The organism is Bradyrhizobium sp. ISRA442 (genome assembly GCF_038085055.1).
In the GTDB taxonomy this organism is placed as follows: domain Bacteria; phylum Pseudomonadota; class Alphaproteobacteria; order Rhizobiales; family Xanthobacteraceae; genus Bradyrhizobium.
On sequence record NZ_JALGCN010000036.1, the window covers coordinates 17,107 to 37,101 of the forward strand.

20 protein-coding genes and 1 pseudogene are annotated in these 19,995 nt (G+C 57.6%); 15 read left to right on the forward strand and 6 right to left on the reverse strand.

Features of this window, described 5'->3' with window-relative positions:
* Positions 1-32: 32 nt before the first annotated feature.
* The 6 genes and pseudogenes from MTR72_RS38260 to MTR72_RS38285 form a co-directional block, all read left to right on the forward strand.
* Positions 33-824 carry an amino acid ABC transporter permease gene (locus tag MTR72_RS38260; protein ID WP_280969233.1) on the forward strand — a complete coding sequence of 264 codons (792 nt, stop codon included), beginning with the start codon at positions 33-35 and terminating at the stop codon, positions 822-824.
* On the forward strand, positions 821-1,516 hold the full coding sequence (locus MTR72_RS38265) for an amino acid ABC transporter permease (protein WP_280969234.1): 696 nt from the start codon (positions 821-823) through the stop codon (positions 1,514-1,516). The genes MTR72_RS38260 and MTR72_RS38265 overlap by 4 nt, the downstream gene beginning before the upstream one ends.
* 56 nt (positions 1,517-1,572) lie before the next feature.
* On the forward strand, positions 1,573-2,340 hold the full coding sequence (locus MTR72_RS38270) for an amino acid ABC transporter ATP-binding protein (RefSeq protein ID WP_280969235.1): 768 nt from the start codon (positions 1,573-1,575) through the stop codon (positions 2,338-2,340).
* A gap of 29 nt (positions 2,341-2,369) precedes the next feature.
* On the forward strand, positions 2,370-3,263 hold the full coding sequence (locus MTR72_RS38275; RefSeq protein WP_280969236.1) for an amino acid ABC transporter substrate-binding protein: 894 nt from the start codon (positions 2,370-2,372) through the stop codon (positions 3,261-3,263).
* Positions 3,264-3,383: 120 nt separating this feature from the next.
* The gene (locus MTR72_RS38280; protein ID WP_341512191.1) at positions 3,384-4,736 is read left to right on the forward strand and encodes an amidohydrolase family protein; all 1,353 of its coding nucleotides are present in this window, start codon (positions 3,384-3,386) and stop codon (positions 4,734-4,736) included.
* A gap of 893 nt (positions 4,737-5,629) precedes the next feature.
* Positions 5,630-5,851: pseudogene (locus MTR72_RS38285) on the forward strand (DUF736 domain-containing protein); the annotation flags it as partial.
* A 136-nt stretch (positions 5,852-5,987) separates the two neighbouring features.
* Here the strand turns inward: MTR72_RS38285 and MTR72_RS38290 are convergent.
* The 3 genes from MTR72_RS38290 to MTR72_RS38300 all read right to left on the reverse strand — a co-directional run bounded on the left by MTR72_RS38290 (position 5,988) and on the right by MTR72_RS38300 (position 7,938).
* On the reverse strand, positions 5,988-7,313 hold the full coding sequence (locus MTR72_RS38290; RefSeq protein WP_280969238.1) for a DUF3422 family protein: 1,326 nt from the start codon (positions 7,311-7,313) through the stop codon (positions 5,988-5,990).
* An 86-nt stretch (positions 7,314-7,399) separates the two neighbouring features.
* Positions 7,400-7,534: a hypothetical protein gene (locus tag MTR72_RS38295; RefSeq protein ID WP_280969239.1), complete on the reverse strand. Its 135-nt coding sequence runs from the start codon at positions 7,532-7,534 to the stop codon at positions 7,400-7,402.
* A 113-nt stretch (positions 7,535-7,647) separates the two neighbouring features.
* The gene (locus MTR72_RS38300) at positions 7,648-7,938 is read right to left on the reverse strand and encodes a DUF2169 domain-containing protein (protein ID WP_341512192.1); all 291 of its coding nucleotides are present in this window, start codon (positions 7,936-7,938) and stop codon (positions 7,648-7,650) included.
* A gap of 608 nt (positions 7,939-8,546) precedes the next feature.
* On the opposite strand from MTR72_RS38300, the gene MTR72_RS38305 reads away from it, so the two are divergent.
* From MTR72_RS38305 to MTR72_RS38325, 5 genes are all read left to right on the forward strand, one after another.
* A complete protein-coding gene (locus MTR72_RS38305; protein ID WP_280969241.1) occupies positions 8,547-8,711 on the forward strand; it encodes a hypothetical protein in 165 nt (54 codons plus the stop codon).
* 51 nt (positions 8,712-8,762) lie between these two features.
* The gene (locus MTR72_RS38310) at positions 8,763-8,966 is read left to right on the forward strand and encodes a hypothetical protein (RefSeq protein WP_341512193.1); all 204 of its coding nucleotides are present in this window, start codon (positions 8,763-8,765) and stop codon (positions 8,964-8,966) included.
* 60 nt (positions 8,967-9,026) lie between these two features.
* Positions 9,027-9,506, forward strand: a complete 480-nt coding sequence (locus MTR72_RS38315) for a trehalose-6-phosphate synthase (RefSeq protein WP_341512202.1) — start codon at positions 9,027-9,029, stop codon at positions 9,504-9,506.
* Between the two features lie 1,251 nt (positions 9,507-10,757).
* Positions 10,758-11,546: a histidinol-phosphatase gene (hisN, locus tag MTR72_RS38320; RefSeq protein WP_341512194.1), complete on the forward strand. Its 789-nt coding sequence runs from the start codon at positions 10,758-10,760 to the stop codon at positions 11,544-11,546.
* Between the two features lie 272 nt (positions 11,547-11,818).
* Positions 11,819-12,196, forward strand: coding sequence for a tyrosine-type recombinase/integrase (locus MTR72_RS38325; protein ID WP_445819685.1), 378 nt, complete (start codon positions 11,819-11,821; stop codon positions 12,194-12,196).
* Between the two features lie 170 nt (positions 12,197-12,366).
* Here MTR72_RS38325 and MTR72_RS38330 read toward each other — a convergent pair whose 3' ends face one another.
* The 3 genes from MTR72_RS38330 to MTR72_RS38340 all read right to left on the reverse strand — a co-directional run bounded on the left by MTR72_RS38330 (position 12,367) and on the right by MTR72_RS38340 (position 15,169).
* Positions 12,367-12,810: a hypothetical protein gene (locus MTR72_RS38330; protein ID WP_280969247.1), complete on the reverse strand. Its 444-nt coding sequence runs from the start codon at positions 12,808-12,810 to the stop codon at positions 12,367-12,369.
* Entirely contained in the window at positions 12,800-13,768 is a 969-nt protein-coding gene (locus MTR72_RS38335) for a helix-turn-helix domain-containing protein (protein WP_341512195.1), read from the reverse strand. The genes MTR72_RS38330 and MTR72_RS38335 overlap by 11 nt, the downstream gene beginning before the upstream one ends.
* 75 nt (positions 13,769-13,843) lie before the next feature.
* Positions 13,844-15,169, reverse strand: a complete 1,326-nt coding sequence (locus tag MTR72_RS38340; RefSeq protein ID WP_280969249.1) for a hypothetical protein — start codon at positions 15,167-15,169, stop codon at positions 13,844-13,846.
* Positions 15,170-15,458: 289 nt separating this feature from the next.
* On the opposite strand from MTR72_RS38340, the gene MTR72_RS38345 reads away from it, so the two are divergent.
* Genes MTR72_RS38345 through MTR72_RS38360 form a run of 4 tightly spaced genes read left to right on the forward strand, consistent with a single transcriptional unit; the run spans position 15,459 to position 19,750 of the window.
* Positions 15,459-16,541 carry a hypothetical protein gene (locus MTR72_RS38345; RefSeq protein WP_341512196.1) on the forward strand — a complete coding sequence of 361 codons (1,083 nt, stop codon included), beginning with the start codon at positions 15,459-15,461 and terminating at the stop codon, positions 16,539-16,541.
* Positions 16,542-16,546: 5 nt separating this feature from the next.
* The gene (locus MTR72_RS38350; RefSeq protein ID WP_341512197.1) at positions 16,547-17,221 is read left to right on the forward strand and encodes a M12 family metallopeptidase; all 675 of its coding nucleotides are present in this window, start codon (positions 16,547-16,549) and stop codon (positions 17,219-17,221) included.
* Between the two features lie 53 nt (positions 17,222-17,274).
* Positions 17,275-18,396: a S1 family peptidase gene (locus tag MTR72_RS38355; protein WP_341512198.1), complete on the forward strand. Its 1,122-nt coding sequence runs from the start codon at positions 17,275-17,277 to the stop codon at positions 18,394-18,396.
* 10 nt (positions 18,397-18,406) lie between these two features.
* The gene (locus MTR72_RS38360) at positions 18,407-19,750 is read left to right on the forward strand and encodes an alpha/beta hydrolase (protein ID WP_341512199.1); all 1,344 of its coding nucleotides are present in this window, start codon (positions 18,407-18,409) and stop codon (positions 19,748-19,750) included.
* Positions 19,751-19,995: the final 245 nt, after the last annotated feature.

Genomic DNA, 19,995 nt, shown 5'->3' on the forward strand with positions numbered 1-19,995 from the left:
TGAGAAAAACACCCGCAATCGTGAGGCTCGCGATGTTCGGAGTTCTTCTTGAAAATACGTCGGATGGCCAGCGGTACATCGACTGGCTTCTTTCGGGCCTTGGTTGGACCTTGGCGCTTGCCTTCTTCGGCTGGTGGATAGCGTTCGCGGTCGGAGTCGTCGTCGGCATAGGTCGAACCATGCGGAGTTCCTTTTTCAGGGCATTAGCGCGAATGTACGTGGAGATCTTCCGAAACATCCCCGTTCTCGTGCAGATGTTCCTTTGGTACTTCGTCCTGCCCGAGCTTCTTCCGAGTACAATCGGCGACTGGATCAAGCAGATTCCTCCGCCCTGGGGATCTTTCTTTCCGGCCCTCTGGTGTCTGAGCCTGTACACCGCGGCGCGCATCGCGGAACAGGTTCGGGCAGGCATCGAAGCCTTGCCGAAAGGGCAAGCCGAAGCGGCTGCCGCACTTGGTCTGAGCGGATATCTGACCTATCGCCATATCATCCTGCCGCAGGCTCTGCGCCTCATCGTGCCAAGCCTGACAAGCGAGGTGATGGGCATCTACAAGAACACGTCCGTTGCTCTGACCATCGGCTTGATGGAGTTGACCGCTCAAGCGCGCCAAATCAGTGACACTACGTTCCAAACCTTCACGGCATTCGGTGCCGCCACACTCATCTATCTTGCCTTGGCTCTGATCGCCTATCAGACGATGATGCTCATCGACAAAGCGGTGCGTATTCCCGCTACGGCACCGGGCAAGGAAGCTGTGGGAGCAGATTTTGACGACGTAAATCTTGAAGGCGCCGTGCCCAGCAGTATGGAGGTCGTGAAATGAACAGCCTCGATTTCTCGATCATCGCGCAGGCATGGCCCTATTTATGGTCAGGATTGCTATTCTCGCTCTCCTTGACGGCAGCTGCCTTCTTCTTTGGGATGTTTCTCGGAACGCTCTTCGCTCTCGTGCAGCATTTTGAACTCCGCATTCTGAGCCAGCTCGTCCGTGGCTACGTCGCCCTGATGCGATCGATTCCGCTCATTCTCGTCCTGTTCTGGTTTTTCTTCTTGGTGCCCGTCGTTCTGGGCCACCTGTCAGGCAATGGTCGTCCGATTCCAGTGGGTGCCACCTACACGGCGTTCATTACGTTCGGTTTGTTCGAGGCCGCCTATTATTCGGAAATCATCCGCGTCGGCTTGCGCGCGGTGAACAAGGGGCAATTCGAGGCCTGCCAGGCTCTCGCCTTGTCGACATTCGATACGTATCGCCACATCGTCCTGCCGCAGGTGTTTCGGGTCGCCAGCCCCATCATCCTGAGCCAGACCATCATTCTGTTTCAGGATACGTCCCTCGTGTACGTCCTGTCGCTCACCGATCTGCTTGGTGCGGCTTCGAAGCTTGCACAGCTCAATGGTCGCCTCGTCGAGATGTACCTGGCAGTAGCCGTTGCTTATCTCATCATAAGTTCCGCCGCGTCCCAATTCGTCGCCTCACTCCGCAAGAAGTACGCGATCGCGGGCGCCCATCCATAGTCAATCGATGATCTGATGGCCCGTCCTTCCCTGGCGGCTTCAACCTGGAGACCAGCATGCAGCAAGAGCGCACGGTTAGCCCAGCCGACCAACTCCCGATGGTTGTCGTCGAGCACCTCATCAAGCGGTTCGGCAGCTTCAATGCCCTGAGTGATATCAACCTCAACATTGCAAAAGGAGAAAAGATCGTACTCTGCGGGCCGTCGGGTTCCGGGAAGTCGACCCTGATCCGCTGCATCAATCATATCGAAAAGCATGATTCCGGCCGCATAGTCGTCGACGGGACCGAGCTTACAGATCGGATTCGCGATATCAACACTGTTCGCTGTGAAGTCGGCATGGTCTTTCAGAGCTTCAACCTGTTTCCGCATCTCTCGGTGCTCGAGAATTGCATGTTGGCTCCGATGAAAGTCAGAGGTCTTGCTCAGTCCGAAGCACGTGACCGAGCGATGGTGTTGCTGAGGAAGGTCCGGATCCACGATCAGGCCAAAAAGTATCCCTCGCAATTGTCTGGCGGTCAGCAGCAGCGTGTCGCTATAGCTCGCGCCTTGTGCATGCAACCCAAGATCATGCTGTTCGACGAGCCGACTTCTGCCCTGGATCCGGAAATGGTCAAGGAGGTGCTCGAAACCATAGTTGAGCTCGCGCAGGACGGAATAACAATGATCTGCGTCACCCATGAAATGGGTTTCGCGCGCGAAGTGGCGGATCGTGTGGTCTTTATGGATTGCGGCTCAATCGTGGAAGAGGGCGATCCGAGCACCTTCTTTCGCGCACCGAACACGGAACGGGCCAAGGCCTTCCTCAACCAGATCATTCACTAGCCGCATCTTACCCGAACAGAGAGATCTCCATGCCCAGAATGTTTGCACTGCTCTCCGCAACTGCTATCACCATGCTTTCATTCTCCACGGCTCAGGCCGGTCCGACGCTCGACAACATCAAGTCGAAAAAGGCGATCACCATTGGCTATCGCGAAGCTTCGATCCCCTTTTCCTATCTCGGCGGCGACCAGAAGCCCGTCGGTTTTTCCCTGGACCTGTGTGCGCATATCGTCGATCGGCTGAAAGCTGATCTCAGCACTCCAGACCTTCAGATAAAGCTCACGCCGGTCAATTCGTCCAACCGTATCCCGCTGATACAGAACGGTACGATCGATATCGAGTGCGGCGGCACTGCCAGCAGCAAGCAGCGTCTGGAGCAGGTCTCATTCAGCGTTTCGACCTTCGCCAGCCAAACGGCTTGGCTCGCCAAGGTGTCGAGCGGGTTCAAGACGCCGAAAGATCTAAAGGGCAAGACTATCGTTGTCACACAGGGATCCGATGCGCTTGGCATCGCCAAAAGTATCTCGCAGGATGAAGGTCTCAATCTTACGATCGCACAAGCCAAAGACCATGCTGAATCCCTGCTGCTGCTGGCCACCGGGCGGGCATCGGCGTGGGTGGAGGCGGACATTCTCTTGGCCGGTATGAAGGCGGATTATTCGAACCCCGCTGACCTCACTTTCCTAAGAGCCAACTACGGCACGATCTATTATTATGGTCTGATGTTCTCGAAGGATGATCCCGACTTCAAAAAAATGGTCGACGACGTTCTCTCTAAGCTTATGGCTTCCGGCGAGTTCACGAAAATCTACGATAAATGGTTCATGGCCGCGATCCCGCCGAAGAACATCAACCTCAACTTTCCAATGACCGAGGCTCTTAAGGAACGCGTCACCCATCCTAGTGATGTCGTAAACAATTGATCGTACCGGCCGCGGCCCTGGGAGCGTTGCTGACCAACGCCAGACGTACAGCATGTCTAACGCGAGCGGCGGTCGCAAATGCGGACGCAAGCGACTGTCCTTATTTAAAGGGAGCCCAAGATGAGTAGAGCTGCGATTGGCTGGGAGGCGATGACGGACTCCGATCGACAGATCGCACAATGGGTTGAGAAGACGCCCTTTGTGGATACCCATGAGCACTTGATTGAGGAAAGTCAGCGCCTTGCCGGAGCGATCCATCCGCGAACGTTACCGTGCAACGACTGGGCGTATTTGTTCAGGTCCTATGCTGCCGAGGATCTGGTAGTTGCCGGCCTCCCGGCGGCCGATTTGCGTAGGTTTCTCTTGCCGGATCTTCCAAGTCACGAAAAGTATCGGCTGATCGCCCCTTACTGGGACCGAATCCGCCACACTGGCTACGCCCAGGCGCTGCGCCATACGTTTCGCGGCGTTTACGGTGAAGACGATCTCACTGCCGAGAGCCTACCGCGCATCGCGGAGAAATATCGTGAAACCGTTCAACCTGGCTTTTATGCACGCATTTTGGGCCAGGCGAACATCAAGGGCTGCCATATCAATTCGCTACAGCGCATCTTCATGGAGACCGAACAGCCAGGGCTCCTCGATCACGATATAAGCATCCTTCAACTGTGCCGGTGTAGTGCTGCTGATTTTGCGTGGGTGGAGGCCGAGACAGGTCGATGCCCGACGACGCTCGACGAGTGGCTCGGCGTCATCGACTACTATTTCGCAACATACGGCGCCAAAGCCGTGGCCGTAAAATCGCAGATAGCTTATTCGCGCGCTCTTAATTTCGAGCCTGTCACCAAGGCGCATGCGTCAAGGCTATTTCCCCACCATGCCGACAGGGTCGGCGCGTTACATGCTCTCGGTCCTGAGGACCTCAAGGCGCTGCAAGATTATCTGTTCCGCTATTGCGTCGAAAAAGCTGGCGAGTGCGGCCTACCGGTCAAGCTGCACACCGGCGTTTTGGCCGGCTATGGCGTGATGCAACTCGGCCGTACCCACAGCAATGCCGCAGACGTATGCCGTCTGTTGCAAGACTTTCCCGAAACCCGTTTTGTTCTCATGCATATCGGCTATCCATACGAGCACGAGTTTATCGCGCTGGCCAAACATTATCCGAATGCCGCGATCGACATGTGCTGGGCATGGATTATCAATCCGGTGGCGGGCGTTCGCTTTCTGAAGGAGTTTCTGATGGCCGTTCCGTCGAACAAGATCTTCACCTTTGGCGGCGACTATGTCGCTGTCGAGCCAATTTACGGCCATGCGTTTGTAGCGCGTCGTGGAATCGCTATGGCACTCTCGCAATTGGTTGCCGAAGGGTGGGTTGCGCTTGAAGATACTCGTGGTCTGATAGAGAGGATCATGCGCGGGAACGCTCAACAGTTCTTTCGTAAACCACATCGAGAGCACGGAATACATCCCTGAACGGTGCACAAGCACGATCATTTCGCTGGGGGAAGCTCGGAAAATGGTCGCGTCAGCGGGATAGCCTGACTCGCTTTGGTCTACGGGTCTCCGCATCAGGTAAGCGAATGACCCGCGGCTACTCGAGTTGGCTATTCGAGCTGAAAGCCTAAGCCTCATCAGCATTGCCAAGCGCATTAGCGGATCGACCCGCGGGCGCGTCGGCGGCATGCTAGTCTAAGCGGGCGCCGTGCGCCACATGACTAAGGGCAGTGGCCCGAGTCGCGAAAACTGAATTGCACCTGTACTAGCCAAGTCGAGGGTTAATTCTCCGCCACCTTGGTAGAGATTTGGATCAAGCCGTCGAACTTCTCGACAATCGCCGACCCGCTGCCCGGCACGATTCGTAGCGCTGATCTACGATCAGGGGATCGTACCAAATATCGTCCCCAGATGGTGGCGCTTTGCAAGACGGACTGTGATGAACTGGTCCGGGAGTTTAGGTTTGTCAACTGCTCAGGGGGGTCGTGTGCACGAGGTGTGACCAGGATATAAAAATCGGAGATACGATATGACGGGCATTGACCGAGCTGGCATACCGCACGTTCGGGCTGCAGGATTAGGCAGTTCGAGCCTGGAGCCCGGCATATCTCCGCACGGCAAATCGTCGGAGCAGAACTGACACTCGCGGCAACGCGCGCCAGATCCGCTCCGAAATTCACCGCACTGCGATTGACACGCGCCCTCTCCCTTCAGCAACGGACGGATTTGGTGCCGTGATTACGCGTCGGCCGCGCGGCCCGTTCACATTTATTGCTGCGCTGTGATCCCACTGGAATCTCCCCCGGCTGAGCCAGAGCCGCGAGCCGCCTTCGAACGACCAACCAACCGCGTAGGGAATGGGTTGCACGCTCTCGGGTGCCGGCGACAACGCACCGAGCCACCGGGTCTATGTCGGCCGTGTGGAGATCGGGGCCGCCTAGTCGAAGCGCTCCAACGAGGGCCGCGATTATCTGGGTCTGAAGCTCGACGATCCGAGCTTCACCGCTGCGATCTTCGCCAACCTCTTCGCCGACGAGGAAGGTGAGCGCTTCAGCCTGATCTGGCCCCGTCCCAACCGTCGCAACGGCGACTGACCCGGCCCACATTGCCGCGCCCGGCTGTTCCGTGGGGCCATTACCTTGCGCAGGAGCCGGCCGCGATCTTGCGGCAGCGTCGCACCCCGACCATGCGAGATTCGCAGGACGGACGCACCGATTCCCTTAAGGGGCTCTAGTCGCAAGTAACCGAGGGCGCGTCGTTGTGCTTGAGGTGTCGCTTTCGGACATTATAACTCACCAGCCAGATCACGCCGACCGCGATCGGCACGAAGGCTGCGGTCAGGAACGAGGGCTCTACTCGCAGTCCGACGTCATGCGCGCCCTTGGCAAGATAGCTAAACAGGCTGACCACATAATATCCTATCGCCCCGACCGACAATCCTTCGACCGTGCACTGCAGCCGAAGTTGCTGTCTCGCGCGCTCGTTGATAGCTTGCAACAGGTCACGATTCTGTCGTTCGATTTCGACGTCGACCCGGGTTCGCAACAGATCGGCGGCACGCGCGAGCTTGACCGACAGAGTCGCCTGACGATCCTCCACAGTTGCGCAGGTTCGCATCGCCGGCGCCATGCGGCGTGCCAGAAACGACGACCAGGTCGGATAGCCCGAGACATCGTTGCCTTCAATGATGGATAGTCGCGATTGGACCAGCTCGTTATAGGCCCTACTGGCGCCGAATCGAAACAGGCTGCCGGTCGCGCCTCTTTCGAAGGATGCGGCCAGCGCCGTCAGCTCGGCAAGTAGGTGGTTGTTGAACTGCAGCCCCTCACCGCTTTGCATTTTCTCGAGCGCCTCAACAAGACGGCGGTCGATGCGATCAACAGATGGTGCAAGCTCAAGGGCCGCCGACAGGCCAAGCAGCGCCAATGGACGGTAGGTCTCGATTTCCAGGAGCCGTTGCACCAGCGCTCCGAGATCGTGCGACGTCAACCCGAGGTCGCAGACGAGGATTTTCGTAAAGCCTTTTTCGTCTACGCGGAAGTCTGAGGCGGCGACGCCTGCGCCGCTCTTTGTGGCAACCATGGCCAGGCTGTTCTTGTCAAAAATCTGTTCGGCCCGCGTGGTCGGCGAAGCGTCCCGCTCCACTTCTAGCCTGATCGCGACCAGCAACTGTCCGGTCTGACGCAACGCGCGGATCAGCGATCGGACAGTACCATCAACTTTGTCAAATTGGTCTGCGGCAGAACAATTTGCGTTAGTCCAGATCCAGGTGAACGTTGTAAATTCCGAATGCTGCTCCCAGCGTAGCGTAGCGGGCCCGATGACAATCTGATGAAGTTTCGCCGATTGCTCAGGCGGCGTAAGATTGCGCTCGAGGCAAAAATCGATAAAACGGCAGCGATCGCTTGTGGCCGCCTCGCCCTGTGCAAGAAAAGCGAAGTGGATCACGCTGAACGGCGAAATAAGGCGCGTGAAGGGGCGTGCGTGCACTTCGCGGAGCACAGCGTCGCGTTGCGGATGTGGCGTGAAGGTTCGCAGATCCAGTTCATCGACCATGTATTGACGCCTCGCTTCAGGTGAGCAGGCAACCGTCAGCCTTGACGCGGGATGCAATGGCGGTGCTAGGAAACGGTTGCGCGCGGCTAGGTTGCTGATGAAGTCATGTCGACGATCACTACCGAGGCCGCCTTGAACTCGGGAAAGAGGTCTTGCGGGAGGAGCGTCAGGCCAGGCAGATTGAGATGGAGCCGCCCCATCCAGCTTTCGAATGACGCCATCAACGTATGGTCCGGTGTTTACGGCGAAATGTCGGCATTGTGGCTCAATAGGTGTAGCGGCGCGCGCGCGACCTTGGCGGTGGCGCGCGGCACCGTTCGACGAATGCCTAGATTTACGTGGACATGGTTGTCTGGCCTCCCTCAGGTGCCGCCGCGTGTCCGCCGATGGGCACCTCGGCTTGTGGCTTGGACTTGCCGACGTCGAGAGGGGTGCCGGGCGGAAGCTCCTTCGCGGCCATGACCCAAAGCTCCTGCTCGCCCTGCAAACGATCTGCGCGCGGGTTGGCGAGGTCGAACATCGCGAAGACCGAAATTATGAGGTTCGCCCCTGGAGGACGACGCTCGCATTTGGTCAACAGACCCAGTGTGCGGGGCTTTACAAGAACGGGCATGAAGCCTGCCAAGACGTTTTTCGTCCCCACCAATATCTCTCTAGCGTGACAGACTTTCGGTCGCACGATGCAAACGCGTCTTTATGTCCCATACCAAATTTGGTAGGCAGCCGTTTAGCTCCGCGTTGCGCAAACTGTCGTTCCCGCGGCGAAGGTTGATATTCGAAGCAGGCGCAATTTGCTCCAGCAGAATCATCGGCTCCCAAAGCCGATCGATCGACCCGATATCGGACCAGAGTGCCGCTCACCAAAGAATTAAAGCCGTTTTTGTCTGCGAAGAATCGGTACTTCGTGGCCGTGGGTAAGTTGCTTCGTTAGGCGAAGCCGTTGATGCGGTGGACGCGGACTAGACGCATTCGTCTTGCGACTGAGCAAGGGTGTGCGTGGGACGCCCTCGAGGCGGCTCGCTACATCTAATCCCAGCCGAGTGCACACGAAATCACCGAGTCCGATCGGCGGTCCGGCCGGAAATCTTCGGCGACCAACCTTTGCAAATTGATCGATGGCCGGCAAAACGGCAGTCAGACGGGAAGGATAACTTGTGAATCTCGTCATCGTATCGAACCGGGTCGCCGGTAGCGACGTCGATCAACCCAAAACAGGCGGGCTTGAGGCGGTCCTTGCTGCTGTGGGGCGATTTGGGTGGGGCCGAGGCGATGCTCGCTTATGATTTGATAGGCTTTCAGACCGACGAGAATCGACGGAATTTCCTCGCCTGTGTCCGTGCCGATTTCGAGCTCACGCCTGATGAAAATGGTGTGGTGATTTCCCGCAATGCCGCGTGACAAGATCGCAAGTATTTCCGATCGGCATAGATACAGATAGATTTGCACAATATGCTGTCGAATGCCGATGCTTTGTTGCTATTGCAAGGTCTCAATCGCGAGAAACTTGCCATCGACGTCGACCGGCTTGACTACACCAAGGGTCTCGACAATCGCGTTCGGGCAATCGATCACCTTCTGAACGAGGAACCGCGCAGCATCTCGCCTTTTGCAGATCGCGACCACCTCACGATCCGGCATCAAGAGCTACGATGACTATCAGAGCGATGTCGCGGCTCTTGTCGAGGACGTCAACGCTCGGCATGGCGCGGACGGCTGGATGCCGATCCGCCACGAACGAAGCCTCAGAGTCAGGCAGCGCTCGCCGCCCTCTACCGCGCCGCACGTGTCACCTTGGTAACATCGTTGCGTGACGGGACGAATCTCTTAGCGAAAGAATATGTTGCCGCGCAGGATGGCAGCGATCCCGGCCTACTGATTTTGTCGAAATTTGTCGGCGCGGCCAAGGAATTCGACGCGGCGCTGCTCATCGATTCCAACAACATCGAAGACATAGCGGCCAAGATTTCGATCGCATTTTCAATGTCGCAGCCCGACCGCATCTGCCGCTGGAAGAAGATGATGGCGAAGCTTCGAGTGTATCCCATCCAGAAATGGTCGGCGCACTTTATCTCCGAGTTGGAGAAAATTCGGACCGAGAAACTCGCGAGACAGAGCCCTCGGGATGTGGGCGGGTCCAGCAGTCTAAAACCAAAGATCGAGGGAAAATTGGCCCGGAGGAGCTGGCCGTTTTGATTTGCCGCGGCAGTAGGCATGCCCAGCACTCGGTCTGAGAGCTAGGAGATTAAATGAGGATTTCACCCACATCGTAAGCTTGGGCTGGAACCACGGTCCCTCAAGCGGCTCCAGACATCCTGCTCGGCGCGCTCAATAGCGTAGATGGCATCCCGAGGCCGTACCAGCCCACGGCAGATAATTAGATCCATGGTCATCCGTACATGGCACAGTCGGCTGCAGGCATGAGGGAAGGGACAGCCTACAATCCGTTCGGCGCCAGGGTTATCCTCATACCTCGACTTAAGGGCGGCTGAACGGAAGTGGCTTGTCATTGGCTGTTCTTGCTTGAAACCTCGGCTATCGGGCGCCGCAGCTTACCGCGATGCTGCGACTAGAGTTCGACGTCGGCACAAAAGCCGGTACAGCGATCAACCTCCAAGGCCGAGATCGTCAAAGCGAATCGACGATGACGAAGTTGCCTTTGTGTTTGACGGTCAGCCCTTCAGCCTTGAACCCGCAGTTGCTGACGTGGCCTGATGGCGGCAAGATTCGTTCGCCACGATTGGTGAAGACCTTGACAAAGACGAAGACTGCCTGCGCGACTGGAAAACTCTGACAAGTTTGAGGCTTGTAGCATAGCTGTTCTAAGTTGACCGGGGTGCGTCGCGCCCCGCAAGTTACCGAATTCGAGGAATTGATCGCGGCCGTCAGCTTTTGGTCAGGGGGACGGGGTTAGTCAGGCACTGCCCGAAAGGTGCCTGGGCAGCCCCACGAAGCTCCTTTACCGGTCATGCTCGATCAGGTGGAGGGGAAATGTCGTAGCGTTTGATGAACAGGTATCGCGCTTCGCGCGCGACGTTTGATGATCGGCAACGCAGACAAATCACATATCTAGGGTGTCCAAAATGCCGCATGAATATCGCAGCCTTAGTGTTATCGTTCGGTCTTCGTCGGGCGCGAAGGGCGATACCGGCGAGATAGCCGGAAGGACAATACAAGGTCGAGGATGGATACGTACTTCTTAACAAGTTCAAAGATAGTGGCATTGCGTATCGAGCCGCCCTTGCCAACGACGATGATCCCATCGCTGTCGCGAAACGACACTTAAAATCCTGGTGGCAGACGCAGGACGTTCGCAGGAGCTTGGAGCCGGCTAAGCGGATTACTTGAGCCTATATTGGTGCGTCACAAATACGGCATCTGGAAACACATGCGGACGCGCTCCATCATCCGCGATCCGCGATGGCCGCTGTTCCTGAAGGAGTTGTAATGGCCCAATATGCCGTCACGGCAGACGATGCCGATGTCTATCTGTCATTCGCCGCCGAGCTCGCGGATTCGGTCAGGCCCATCGTGCTGTCCTATTTCCGCACGCCGCTGGATGTCGTTGCCAAGTCCGATGCCAGCCCGGTGACGATCGCCGATCGAGCCGTCGAGTTGCGTCTCAGGGAAGGGATCGAGGCGCGCTTTCCGGAGCATGGCATCATCGGCGAGGAGATCGGAGCCAAGCCCGGCGGAGCATTCACCTGGATCGTCGACCCGATCGACGGCACCAAGAGCTTTATCAGCGGCTTTCCCTTGTTCGGCACGCTGATCGCGTTGACCTATCAGCAGCAGCCGTTCTGCGGCCTGATCGACATCCCCTTTACGGGCGAGCGGTGGATGGCGAAGCCCAGCGTGGCGCGGTTTGGCGATGGATTGGCTCGGACCAGCGCATGCGAGAGCGTCGCCGACGCGCGCTTCTACACCACATCGCCTGACATGTTCCGCAAAGGCGAGATGGAGCCATTCGAGCGGCTGTCGCGAGTTGCGCGGATGCGCCGATTCGGCGGCGATTGCTACATCTATGGCCTGCTTGCGTCGGGACACTGCGACATCGTTCTCGAAACGGGGCTTCAGCCATATGACTACATGGCGCTGGTTCCGATCGTGCAGGGCGCCGGCGGCTGCATCACCGATTGGGAGGGATGCCCGCTCTCGATTCACTCGGAAGGGCGCATCTTGGCAACCGCAACGCCGCGGCTTCATGCCGAAGCGCTCGCCTTGATCCAGGGATAACCACCAATCATGCCCTACAGGACAGCCATCGCCAAATGGGTTGCCCCTGACCATAGAGTCGCTCAGCAGATTCCCTAATCAAGCGTCCGTCTGATGACCGCATAATTCCGAGTTATGTGCTCTCCCCGCGGCTCATTGTGAGGGTGTTTACCATTAATGAATCTGAGCCCATCCCAAGCCTGCTTGTACTGCGATAGAGACTGGTCGCGTTTGCAGATGGAGTGTGGTTGTGATGCTGATCGGCTCAGCGGTTGCGGAGTACTTGCGGTATTGTGCGATTGAGCGGCAACTATCCCCGCACGGGGCTTCGGTCGGGGCTCCTGCAGCTATTGGACGCGCGCGCGAAGCAGCCGGCCAAAAGCGCGCATGTTTTTGTGAATCGACTTAAGCGGCCGATGGGGCCGCAGTCGGTTCGCCTCGCTCTTCGTCGCTATTCTGAATTGTCGAGTAGCCGGCGTCGGATTACGCCGCATATGTTGCGTCACACAGCCGCCACTCTATTGATCGAGCGCGGCGTCGATATCCGCTTCGTTCAAAAATTGCTTGGACATTCCAGCATATCAACCACGGAAATATACACGCACGTGTCCGACGAGGCGCTCAGAGCTAGCCTGGAGAAAGCTGATGTGCTGGCTAACCTAGCAGCATAGCTATAGGGGGCGGCCGGAGAGGTGGTGACTGAGCTGTGTTTCACATCGAGCCGAGAAGGATATCCCAGCATCGTAAAGCCGGGGGATGGTTGCGCTGAAAAAGAAAGACTCTCGTCCATTTTTCTCGCCGCAATCGAGGACCCTTGCAAAACGGCAGGCCGTTCGAGGCCTCAGCCAATCCCTTCCAAATCTGCCAGGCATTTTTGCATGTTGTCCTTGGCTTCGTTCAGAAGCCTTCTTGTTTCTCCCAACCGCTTGAAATCGGGCTTCACCGGTCCAGCACTCACCGCACTAAGGTGACGGCAAATGGTCGTGAGATCGTTCGATATGTCCTCAAGAACGAAAGCTACGTTTTCGAGCGGCACCAGCTCTGAAAAGAAGGTCTTCGATAGGGCGTCGTCTTGGCCGCTCGGGCCCTCGAACTTCACCTCCACCAGCGGGACCAGGACGTCGCGATCGTCTCGAGCAGCTTTGCCCACACTCATGATCAGCGAGCTGAAGGTTGTTGAGATATATGTCAGTCGATCGACGAGGGCGCTTCCATACAGCACGACAGAGTCGGGATCGCTTTGCGCCTCATCCGGCTTCAAAGCATTGAGATCCTCATTCGGCATGTTCATCCTCATCGTACAGATGCAGTGCCCCTACAGGGAATGAGGCGGGTTTGGGACTGCTTGCCGCCTCGATGGTGTAGGAGCCGTGGGCTTCGGCCTTTTTTGTCTGGACGGCGGTTACGGAAAAGCCCTGGTATGAATTCTTTGTCCTCACCTTCATGTATCCGGGCGCTGCAGGTGCTGGTCCATGAAAATGAAGCAGATAGTCTTCCATGGCGCGACGGACGCCAATAGCGCCCGCATTGAGCAGCCCAGCCGTATTCGGCGCGTGCGCAGAGCTCTGTATCGCCAGGTCAAAGGAGCGAAGAACCGCATCCACATCCGCCGATAGGTGATGAGGGTGAGCGGCTCCTGCCGACGGATATTTATCTCGCAGCAGTGCAGGCAATTGGCTGCGCTTCTTGCCTTCACGCTTTTCGCGGTTTTCCAGCTCAAACAAGCCGTCGCGCGTTAAAGCGAAATGAGCGAATTTTCCCTGTGTCGTTCGTTCCACAAATCGCGCATTCGTCATCAATCGGAGAATACGGCTCAGATTGGCATCTCTCAGTTCTAATTTCTTGGCGATCGCTGCCTTCTCCATCTGACGCGACGGTGCGTCGCGGAGCAGCCGAAGGATTGCGACCACGTGCTGACGATGCATGACCTCGCTCGGACGCACGAGCTTGGAGGTATTGATCGACATTTGCAGCAGATCGTAGAATGCTCGGAAGCGCTCCGCGTAGGCAGCATTCCTCGGCCCGAGCGTTGCGCTCGTCCGTCGCAGGATGTCGAACCATTCTCGTAGCTCCGGATCGCGCCGGCGGCTCTCGAGGGCGTTCCAAATCCACGCGCCGAGCGTGGCGTAGAGCCGCTCCAGACTTCTTTCGGATCCCTCTTTGAGCAATTCCGAAATGAGGCGCCTGGCCTCGCTCGCCGTTGCTTCGCCCGTCTCTACCTTTTCCAATGCTACGTCAGACATGGGCTAGACCTACATCACAACCGTTAAGAACGTTTTACAACGCTTTACTCTGATTTTAGTCCCGGAATCTAGGTGTCAAGGGCCCCATTTGTAGGCAGTCCAAACGGTTTTTTGACCGAGTTCTCGAGCTGAAACCGAGTTCGGCTCCTTCAACAGAGGTAAGATTGTACCTAGTCTCTGATCATTGAAGGCTGTGTGAGTGGGATGTTGCACCACAAAGCTTCGCGTGCCGAACCGCGCCTCGACCTGGGCTGCTGTGGTCTGGTGGCCTTGCATGGTGCGGTCGTTCCCCATCGAGGGCACCAGCATCACGTCGACATCGAGCTCGTTGAACGGCGTCTCGCATACGTCGCAGAAATCAAGGCAAATGGCGACGCCGATCAAGGCGCCTTCGGTGGCAAGGACACATATGCGATCGCCCGCAGTGATGTTTTCCGCGCCCCAATCATCGTCAGCGTAAGGGGCGATCTTGTCGTAGATCAGGCGCTCCTCTCCATATCCGTCGTAGATCCGAGCGCGGTTTACGGTCCCATGGTCACCTGCCTCGTGCCAGGTCCCTGGAATCAGGATTTCGGGCGCTTCGAGCTCATCAGCGACGTCACGCTCGCGGATAAGTTTGATGATCCTCTCCCGCAAATCCGGGGGAACGGTCAGCTCAGGCCAGACGACCGCGATGCAATTTTCTCGCAGCGCCTGGCCGATCTGCACCGCAATCGCCTCTCCTGCAGAAGGCGCCTCCAGGCTGGCGACTATGAAACGCTTATCGTCGTCTAGCGAAATGAACTCGGGATTGAGCTTCAGCTCCTTGAACAGGCAAGCTCCCATCTTCCACTTGCTCGCATCCTTCGCTGCACTATGCAACGTCCGGGTATCGACCACGTGGATGGGGTAGCCCTGTATCAGTGTAGGCAATATCCGGTGAAAGAGCGTGCCTCGCTTTGAATAGGCTTGCCCCCGTCGGGCAGGGCGCAATGCGCTGACGCCCTGCCGCGGAATGAACCAGCATCCGAGCTGCTCGAGGTGCCACTCACTTGGCGCGATCGGCCAGTGAGAGCGTCGCTCGGCAAGCACCCGGTCGATTTCCCGTATGAGGCCGCCCATCGCCAACGCCGCCAATTCGGGCGCTTCATCGGATAGCGACCACGAGAGATGGCCGTCTCCTATCGCGTCGGTGAAGGTTTCCCGCACCTTCTCGATCCGCCTTTCGGTCAGATTTCGGTAGGCCTTGTGGACGCTGCCGGGAGCACTGCGAAACAGCGCGTCAAGATCAACCAGAGCTTTCCTGAGCTCGTCCCGACTGGCATTCGTAATCGCCTCGTGCCCGTGAGCAAGCTCTTGGGCTGCCTCTTTCCAGGCAGCAAAGTCCGCTCTCTCGGTTCGGTTGTCGACGGGCCCGGGCAAAATCTTCGTCCAAATCACGCAAGCAAATATGTTTCTTCGATAGGCGCGCGCTGGCTTGTTTGCAATCGGCTCGACGCGTTGCTCACACCTCTTGGTCTCGATCTTGTCTGGTGATTCAGCCCTGCTTTCAACGACGCGCCCGCGGCGCGCGGAAAATCTGCGCCAACAGCACCAGGGACAACGAAAAGCTGCAGTGTGGTCACGATGCTATTGACGAACCGATGCGACTGTTTTTCAATTTGGGCGGGAGATCCGCGCGCGGTCAGTGACGTGGACGGGGGACGATCAGATGTGGAAATTAAGCCGCGCCGCGGCTTGCGTTGGCATTTGCCTTGCCATGGGCGGCTGCACGAGCCTGTACTACATTCATGATCCGCAGACGGGCGTGATCACGGCCGGTGAGCTGCCGTATTTCCTCAAGTCGATCAGGTGTGAGGTCGTGACCTTCTACCAAATCGAGCGCGAGAGGCGGAAGGAATACCTGAAAATCTACAAAACCCGGCCGGAAGAAGCGTTCGACAAGTACGCTCATTTTGACATCGACCCGTTCCTGTATGGCACCTTCTTCCTGGAGTTGAAGGTGACCGATACGGCCGGACTCGGATCCGGCACAGCATTCGACTACAAGCGGATTCTGAACGCGACGGGCAATGACGTCACTCATGCAGGCCCCACCGCTTCGGCCCAGGACACTTATGACCTGATCTGGTCATTCCTCATGAAGCAGAATGCCCAGCTTGCGTCCGATACAACTCCCGCTGCAGCCGGTTCGGCAACGTATGAACGTGGCTGCTATCGTGGAACGCCCACTGATCTGGCCGAGCTCGAGGCTCTCGCCGAGAACAAATTTCCGGAGCGCGTCGCCTACAAGCGCATCATTGTCGATGCTTCGAAGCCATTTGCAACGTGGTTGCGGGACAACGCTGTTCTCATCTCCGCCAACAATCTGACGCCCGCCATGCCTTCGGAGAGCGCGGAGCCAGCGCAGATGACGTACACTTTCTCGGTTCAGGTGACCGGCGGCGTCGAGGCAAAGTACTCCCTCACTTCGGTGCGTTGGACCCCCGCTGCAGTCCAGGCTTCTGCCTCCGCGCAGCAGTTCAGCAATCTCGGGATTTACATCAATGGTCCGAATGCGGTCCTTGCCAATGGAGCCAAGTCCGGCTCGGCTGGCTATGCGGCAAAAACGCCGCCGCTCGGGTCAAAGGAGAACCCCATTTATACAGCGCCCTCGCCAGGCGGAGAGAAATCGCAGGAATTCCCGGGAGGAGTGGGACCTGGCGGTCGCCGTAGCGGGGGCGGACCTCGGACCAATGGTTTCATTGTGGCGCCGGTGCCGGTCTTCCCGCCGAGCCCAACTCCGACGCAGTAGGAAGCATGTTTCGCCTCTGGTTGCCCAGACTCGTACTGCTGCTCGCGCTCTCTCTGTCTTGGGGCGCGAATGCTCAGCCTGCGCTTCCTTCCGGCGTGTCCGAAATGGAATTATACGGCACGGTCATCCGCGGCTCGAAGTGGGACATCAAGGAAATTCCAGTCTGCTGGGAAAATCTCAAAGCGCAGGACAGCAAATATGCCGACCTCGTCCGGAAAGCCGTTGCTGAGACTTGGGAGACGGCGGCGCAAGGGGGCGTCCGGTTCTCAAAGACGTGGCCCGCCTGTACCGACGGCGCGCCTGGCGTTCATGTGCGCATAGCCGACGAGGGTGCCCACACGGACGTGGTCGGAAAATACCTGGACGGCAAGTCCTCGGGCATGACTCTCAATTTCAGTTTCAATCATTGGAGCAAAGGCTGTCGAGACAAACGCGAATTTTGCATTCGCGCAGTCGCGGTCCATGAATTCGGACACGCGCTCGGCTTCACGCATGAGCAGAATCGTGATGATGCTCCGGAGCAATGTCGCAACGAAAAAGCGTCAGGCTCAGTCGGCGATTACAAAGTCACCAAATACGATCCCAATTCAATAATGAACTATTGTAATTCAGCATGGAACGGAAACGGACAATTAAGCCCACTCGATATCGCCGCTGTCAGGACGTTCTATCCGTCCTGACATTTGGCGTCCTTACATTGATGTGCGCGCCGGCGCGAGCGGATCGTGCGGCGGTGCAGATTGCCGCGCGGTACAACGTCAGGACGGTTCACGTCCAGTTCGTTGGCGTGATGTTCAACGGCAAGCAGGAAGTTGGCGGCGGCTCCGGGCTACTGATCGGCGATAGCCTCGTGCTGACCAACAGCCATGTCGTCGGACGCGAGGAGAACTACAAGACCCTCGAGGTTGATGCCCGGCTGGGATCGCGCAATGCGAACCCGATCAAGGTCACTGCCGTGCATCGCGACGATGCCCGAGACCTCGCACTCCTCGAACTGGCGCAACCCGCGGGAAGCAGCGGGGGAGCCTCACGGTGTCCGATGCCGGTGATCGACGACAATCGGCAAGCCCCGATGGGCACCCAGCTGTATCTGCTCGGCTATCCTCTCGATCTGGATCTCAGCATATCGAGTGGCCTAATCAGCAACCAAACCAGCCCCAATGGCCGCTGGCAGACCGATACGGTGATGAACGTCGGCAACAGCGGCGGGCCGGCTTTCAATGAGTTCGGCGCACTGCTTGGGATCGCGGTCGGCGGTATCGTCAAGTGGAATGAGGCACAGGTTTCGGGCGTCAACTTCATTATCCCCGCGACCGTGATTACCGCAAGCCCACTCTACAACATGATCGCCGCCATTCCCCAGCCGTCCGTTTGCTGGACGAAATGGGTCGACACAACGATCTCGTTTGAGAACTGGAGCAAGCTGAACTCCACGCATGTGCAGACGCAGGCCAACGCTGGCGTGAAGATCCCCGAGATTCTAGCTGGCGCAATCCACACTCTCGTGCCCGAAGACCGCCGCCTCATTGTGAACGTGCCAGTATCGCAGCTCGTCGAGCCAAAGCAGATCGATCGCTCCTATACGGTGGACAAGACCAAAGACGATCACCCGGTCGTGTTTGCCGAGCATTCGGCGGACTATACCGAGACCTTCCCGGCTGAGCCTGGCTACCGCATCACAGGATGCAAATGGCATGTCGAGACGGCAAATCGCGCAAGCAACATCGCTTGCGCGATTAAGGACGGTGGAGCGCAGGCGCGCTTCACCTATAAGCTCACCAGCGGGCCCGCTGTGGACAGGTACCGCGGATGGCTGGGGGCTACGGTCAACGTGTCTCAGGTCCTTGCGAAGTAGGTGTCGATAGATGGTCATTCTTGCATCGCAACTTCGGGCCTCGAACCGTCTGCAACGGATCGGAGAGGTTTGCCGGCGTTTCCAGACAGTGCTCATTGTTTTGTTCTGTGCGCACGCGACCGGTTGCGCCCATCAGGGGCCGGCCTCACAGCCGCTCAAGCCGCATGTCCAGAAGGCTCCCAAGAAACATGGGAATGCACTGACAAGATACGGCTACCGCTATGGGCCAGGGTACTACCACCATGTCCGGCGCTACCATGTAGACCGGCCTTGGCGACCGACGACCGGTGAGGCGAGCGAGGAGGCGCCTCCCAACAAGAGCACCACCGGAGCCGAGGTGGTGGCCAACAAGTCTGCAATTAAGGGCTTGGTGCCGGTCTACTTTGCTACCAATCGCGTTGTGACGGGCGGACCAGGTCTGGAATTGAGCCAGATCTCGTATGGCCGGGCCGCTTCCAACACCTTTGGCTATGTGACGGTCAGCATTCCCATCGTTCACAAGATGGGCGAAGTGGAAATCCCCGGGACCAGTTGGTGGGGAACGAAAGAGGCGGAGCAGGACGGAAAACACTTTCGAATTCAGAAGCTGAATCGGCTCTCACGCGAGGAGTTTGCGGCCGCTATTGCAAATCCGGCAGACAGCCTGATGCTCTTTGTGCACGGCTATAACGTTGCGTTCAACGACGCGGCTTTCAAGGCAGCCCAAATCGCCTTTGACGCGAACTACAAGGGACGCGTCATGATGTATTCCTGGCCGTCCAAGGGCGGATGGAAGGACTACGACTACGACCGCGAGAGTGCTCTGTTCGCGCCGGATGGCCTGTTCGACCTTCTCCAGCTGATCAAAAAGGAGGGCAAGGTCTCCAGAATCATCGTCATTGCACATAGCCTCGGCAGCGAAGTCGTCCTTGGCGCTTTGCAGCAAGCTGCCTTGAGCCAGACGACGCTTGGAATTACCGAGCTGATTTTTGCTGCCCCGGACGTGGACCGTGATGTTTATCTGCAACGTGCAAATCAGATTAAAGCAGCAGCGGGGGCGGTAACTCTCTATGCGTCCTCGACGGATCTAGCCCTGCTAGCTTCCATGAAGAAAGCGCAATCCAAATCGCGAATGGGATTCGTGACTCAGAGTGGGCCAACCCTGGTGCCTGGCATCGAAACGATTGATGTTTCTGCGGTAGGGAGTGAAATGTTTGCTCTAAACCACAGTACATACTCAACGAGCCGCGCGGTTCTCGATGACATCGGCAGGATCATCTCTTCTTCGGCGCATCTTAAACCGCTGCAGCGGACCCCCACTCTACGCTCGATGCCCGACGAGACCGATACGACCTACTGGATGTATCCCTATTAAGACGTGGCTTGCAGGCGCGTTTGCGGCGGCCGAAAAAAAGACAGCAGGTGTGAGGGCGTCCAGCACGAAAGATTGAGCGCGCCGAGCAGAGAGTGTTTGATTGCTGCAAACGACAGTCACGACATCTGCCTGGAGTTGTGCTCCTCTCATAATCTGCACAAACTACGATGGGCACCTGTCTCGGGCCGCTTCGCCGCGAATCATGCCGTCATCGCGCCGAAAGACTGCGTTGATTGCTCTAAACG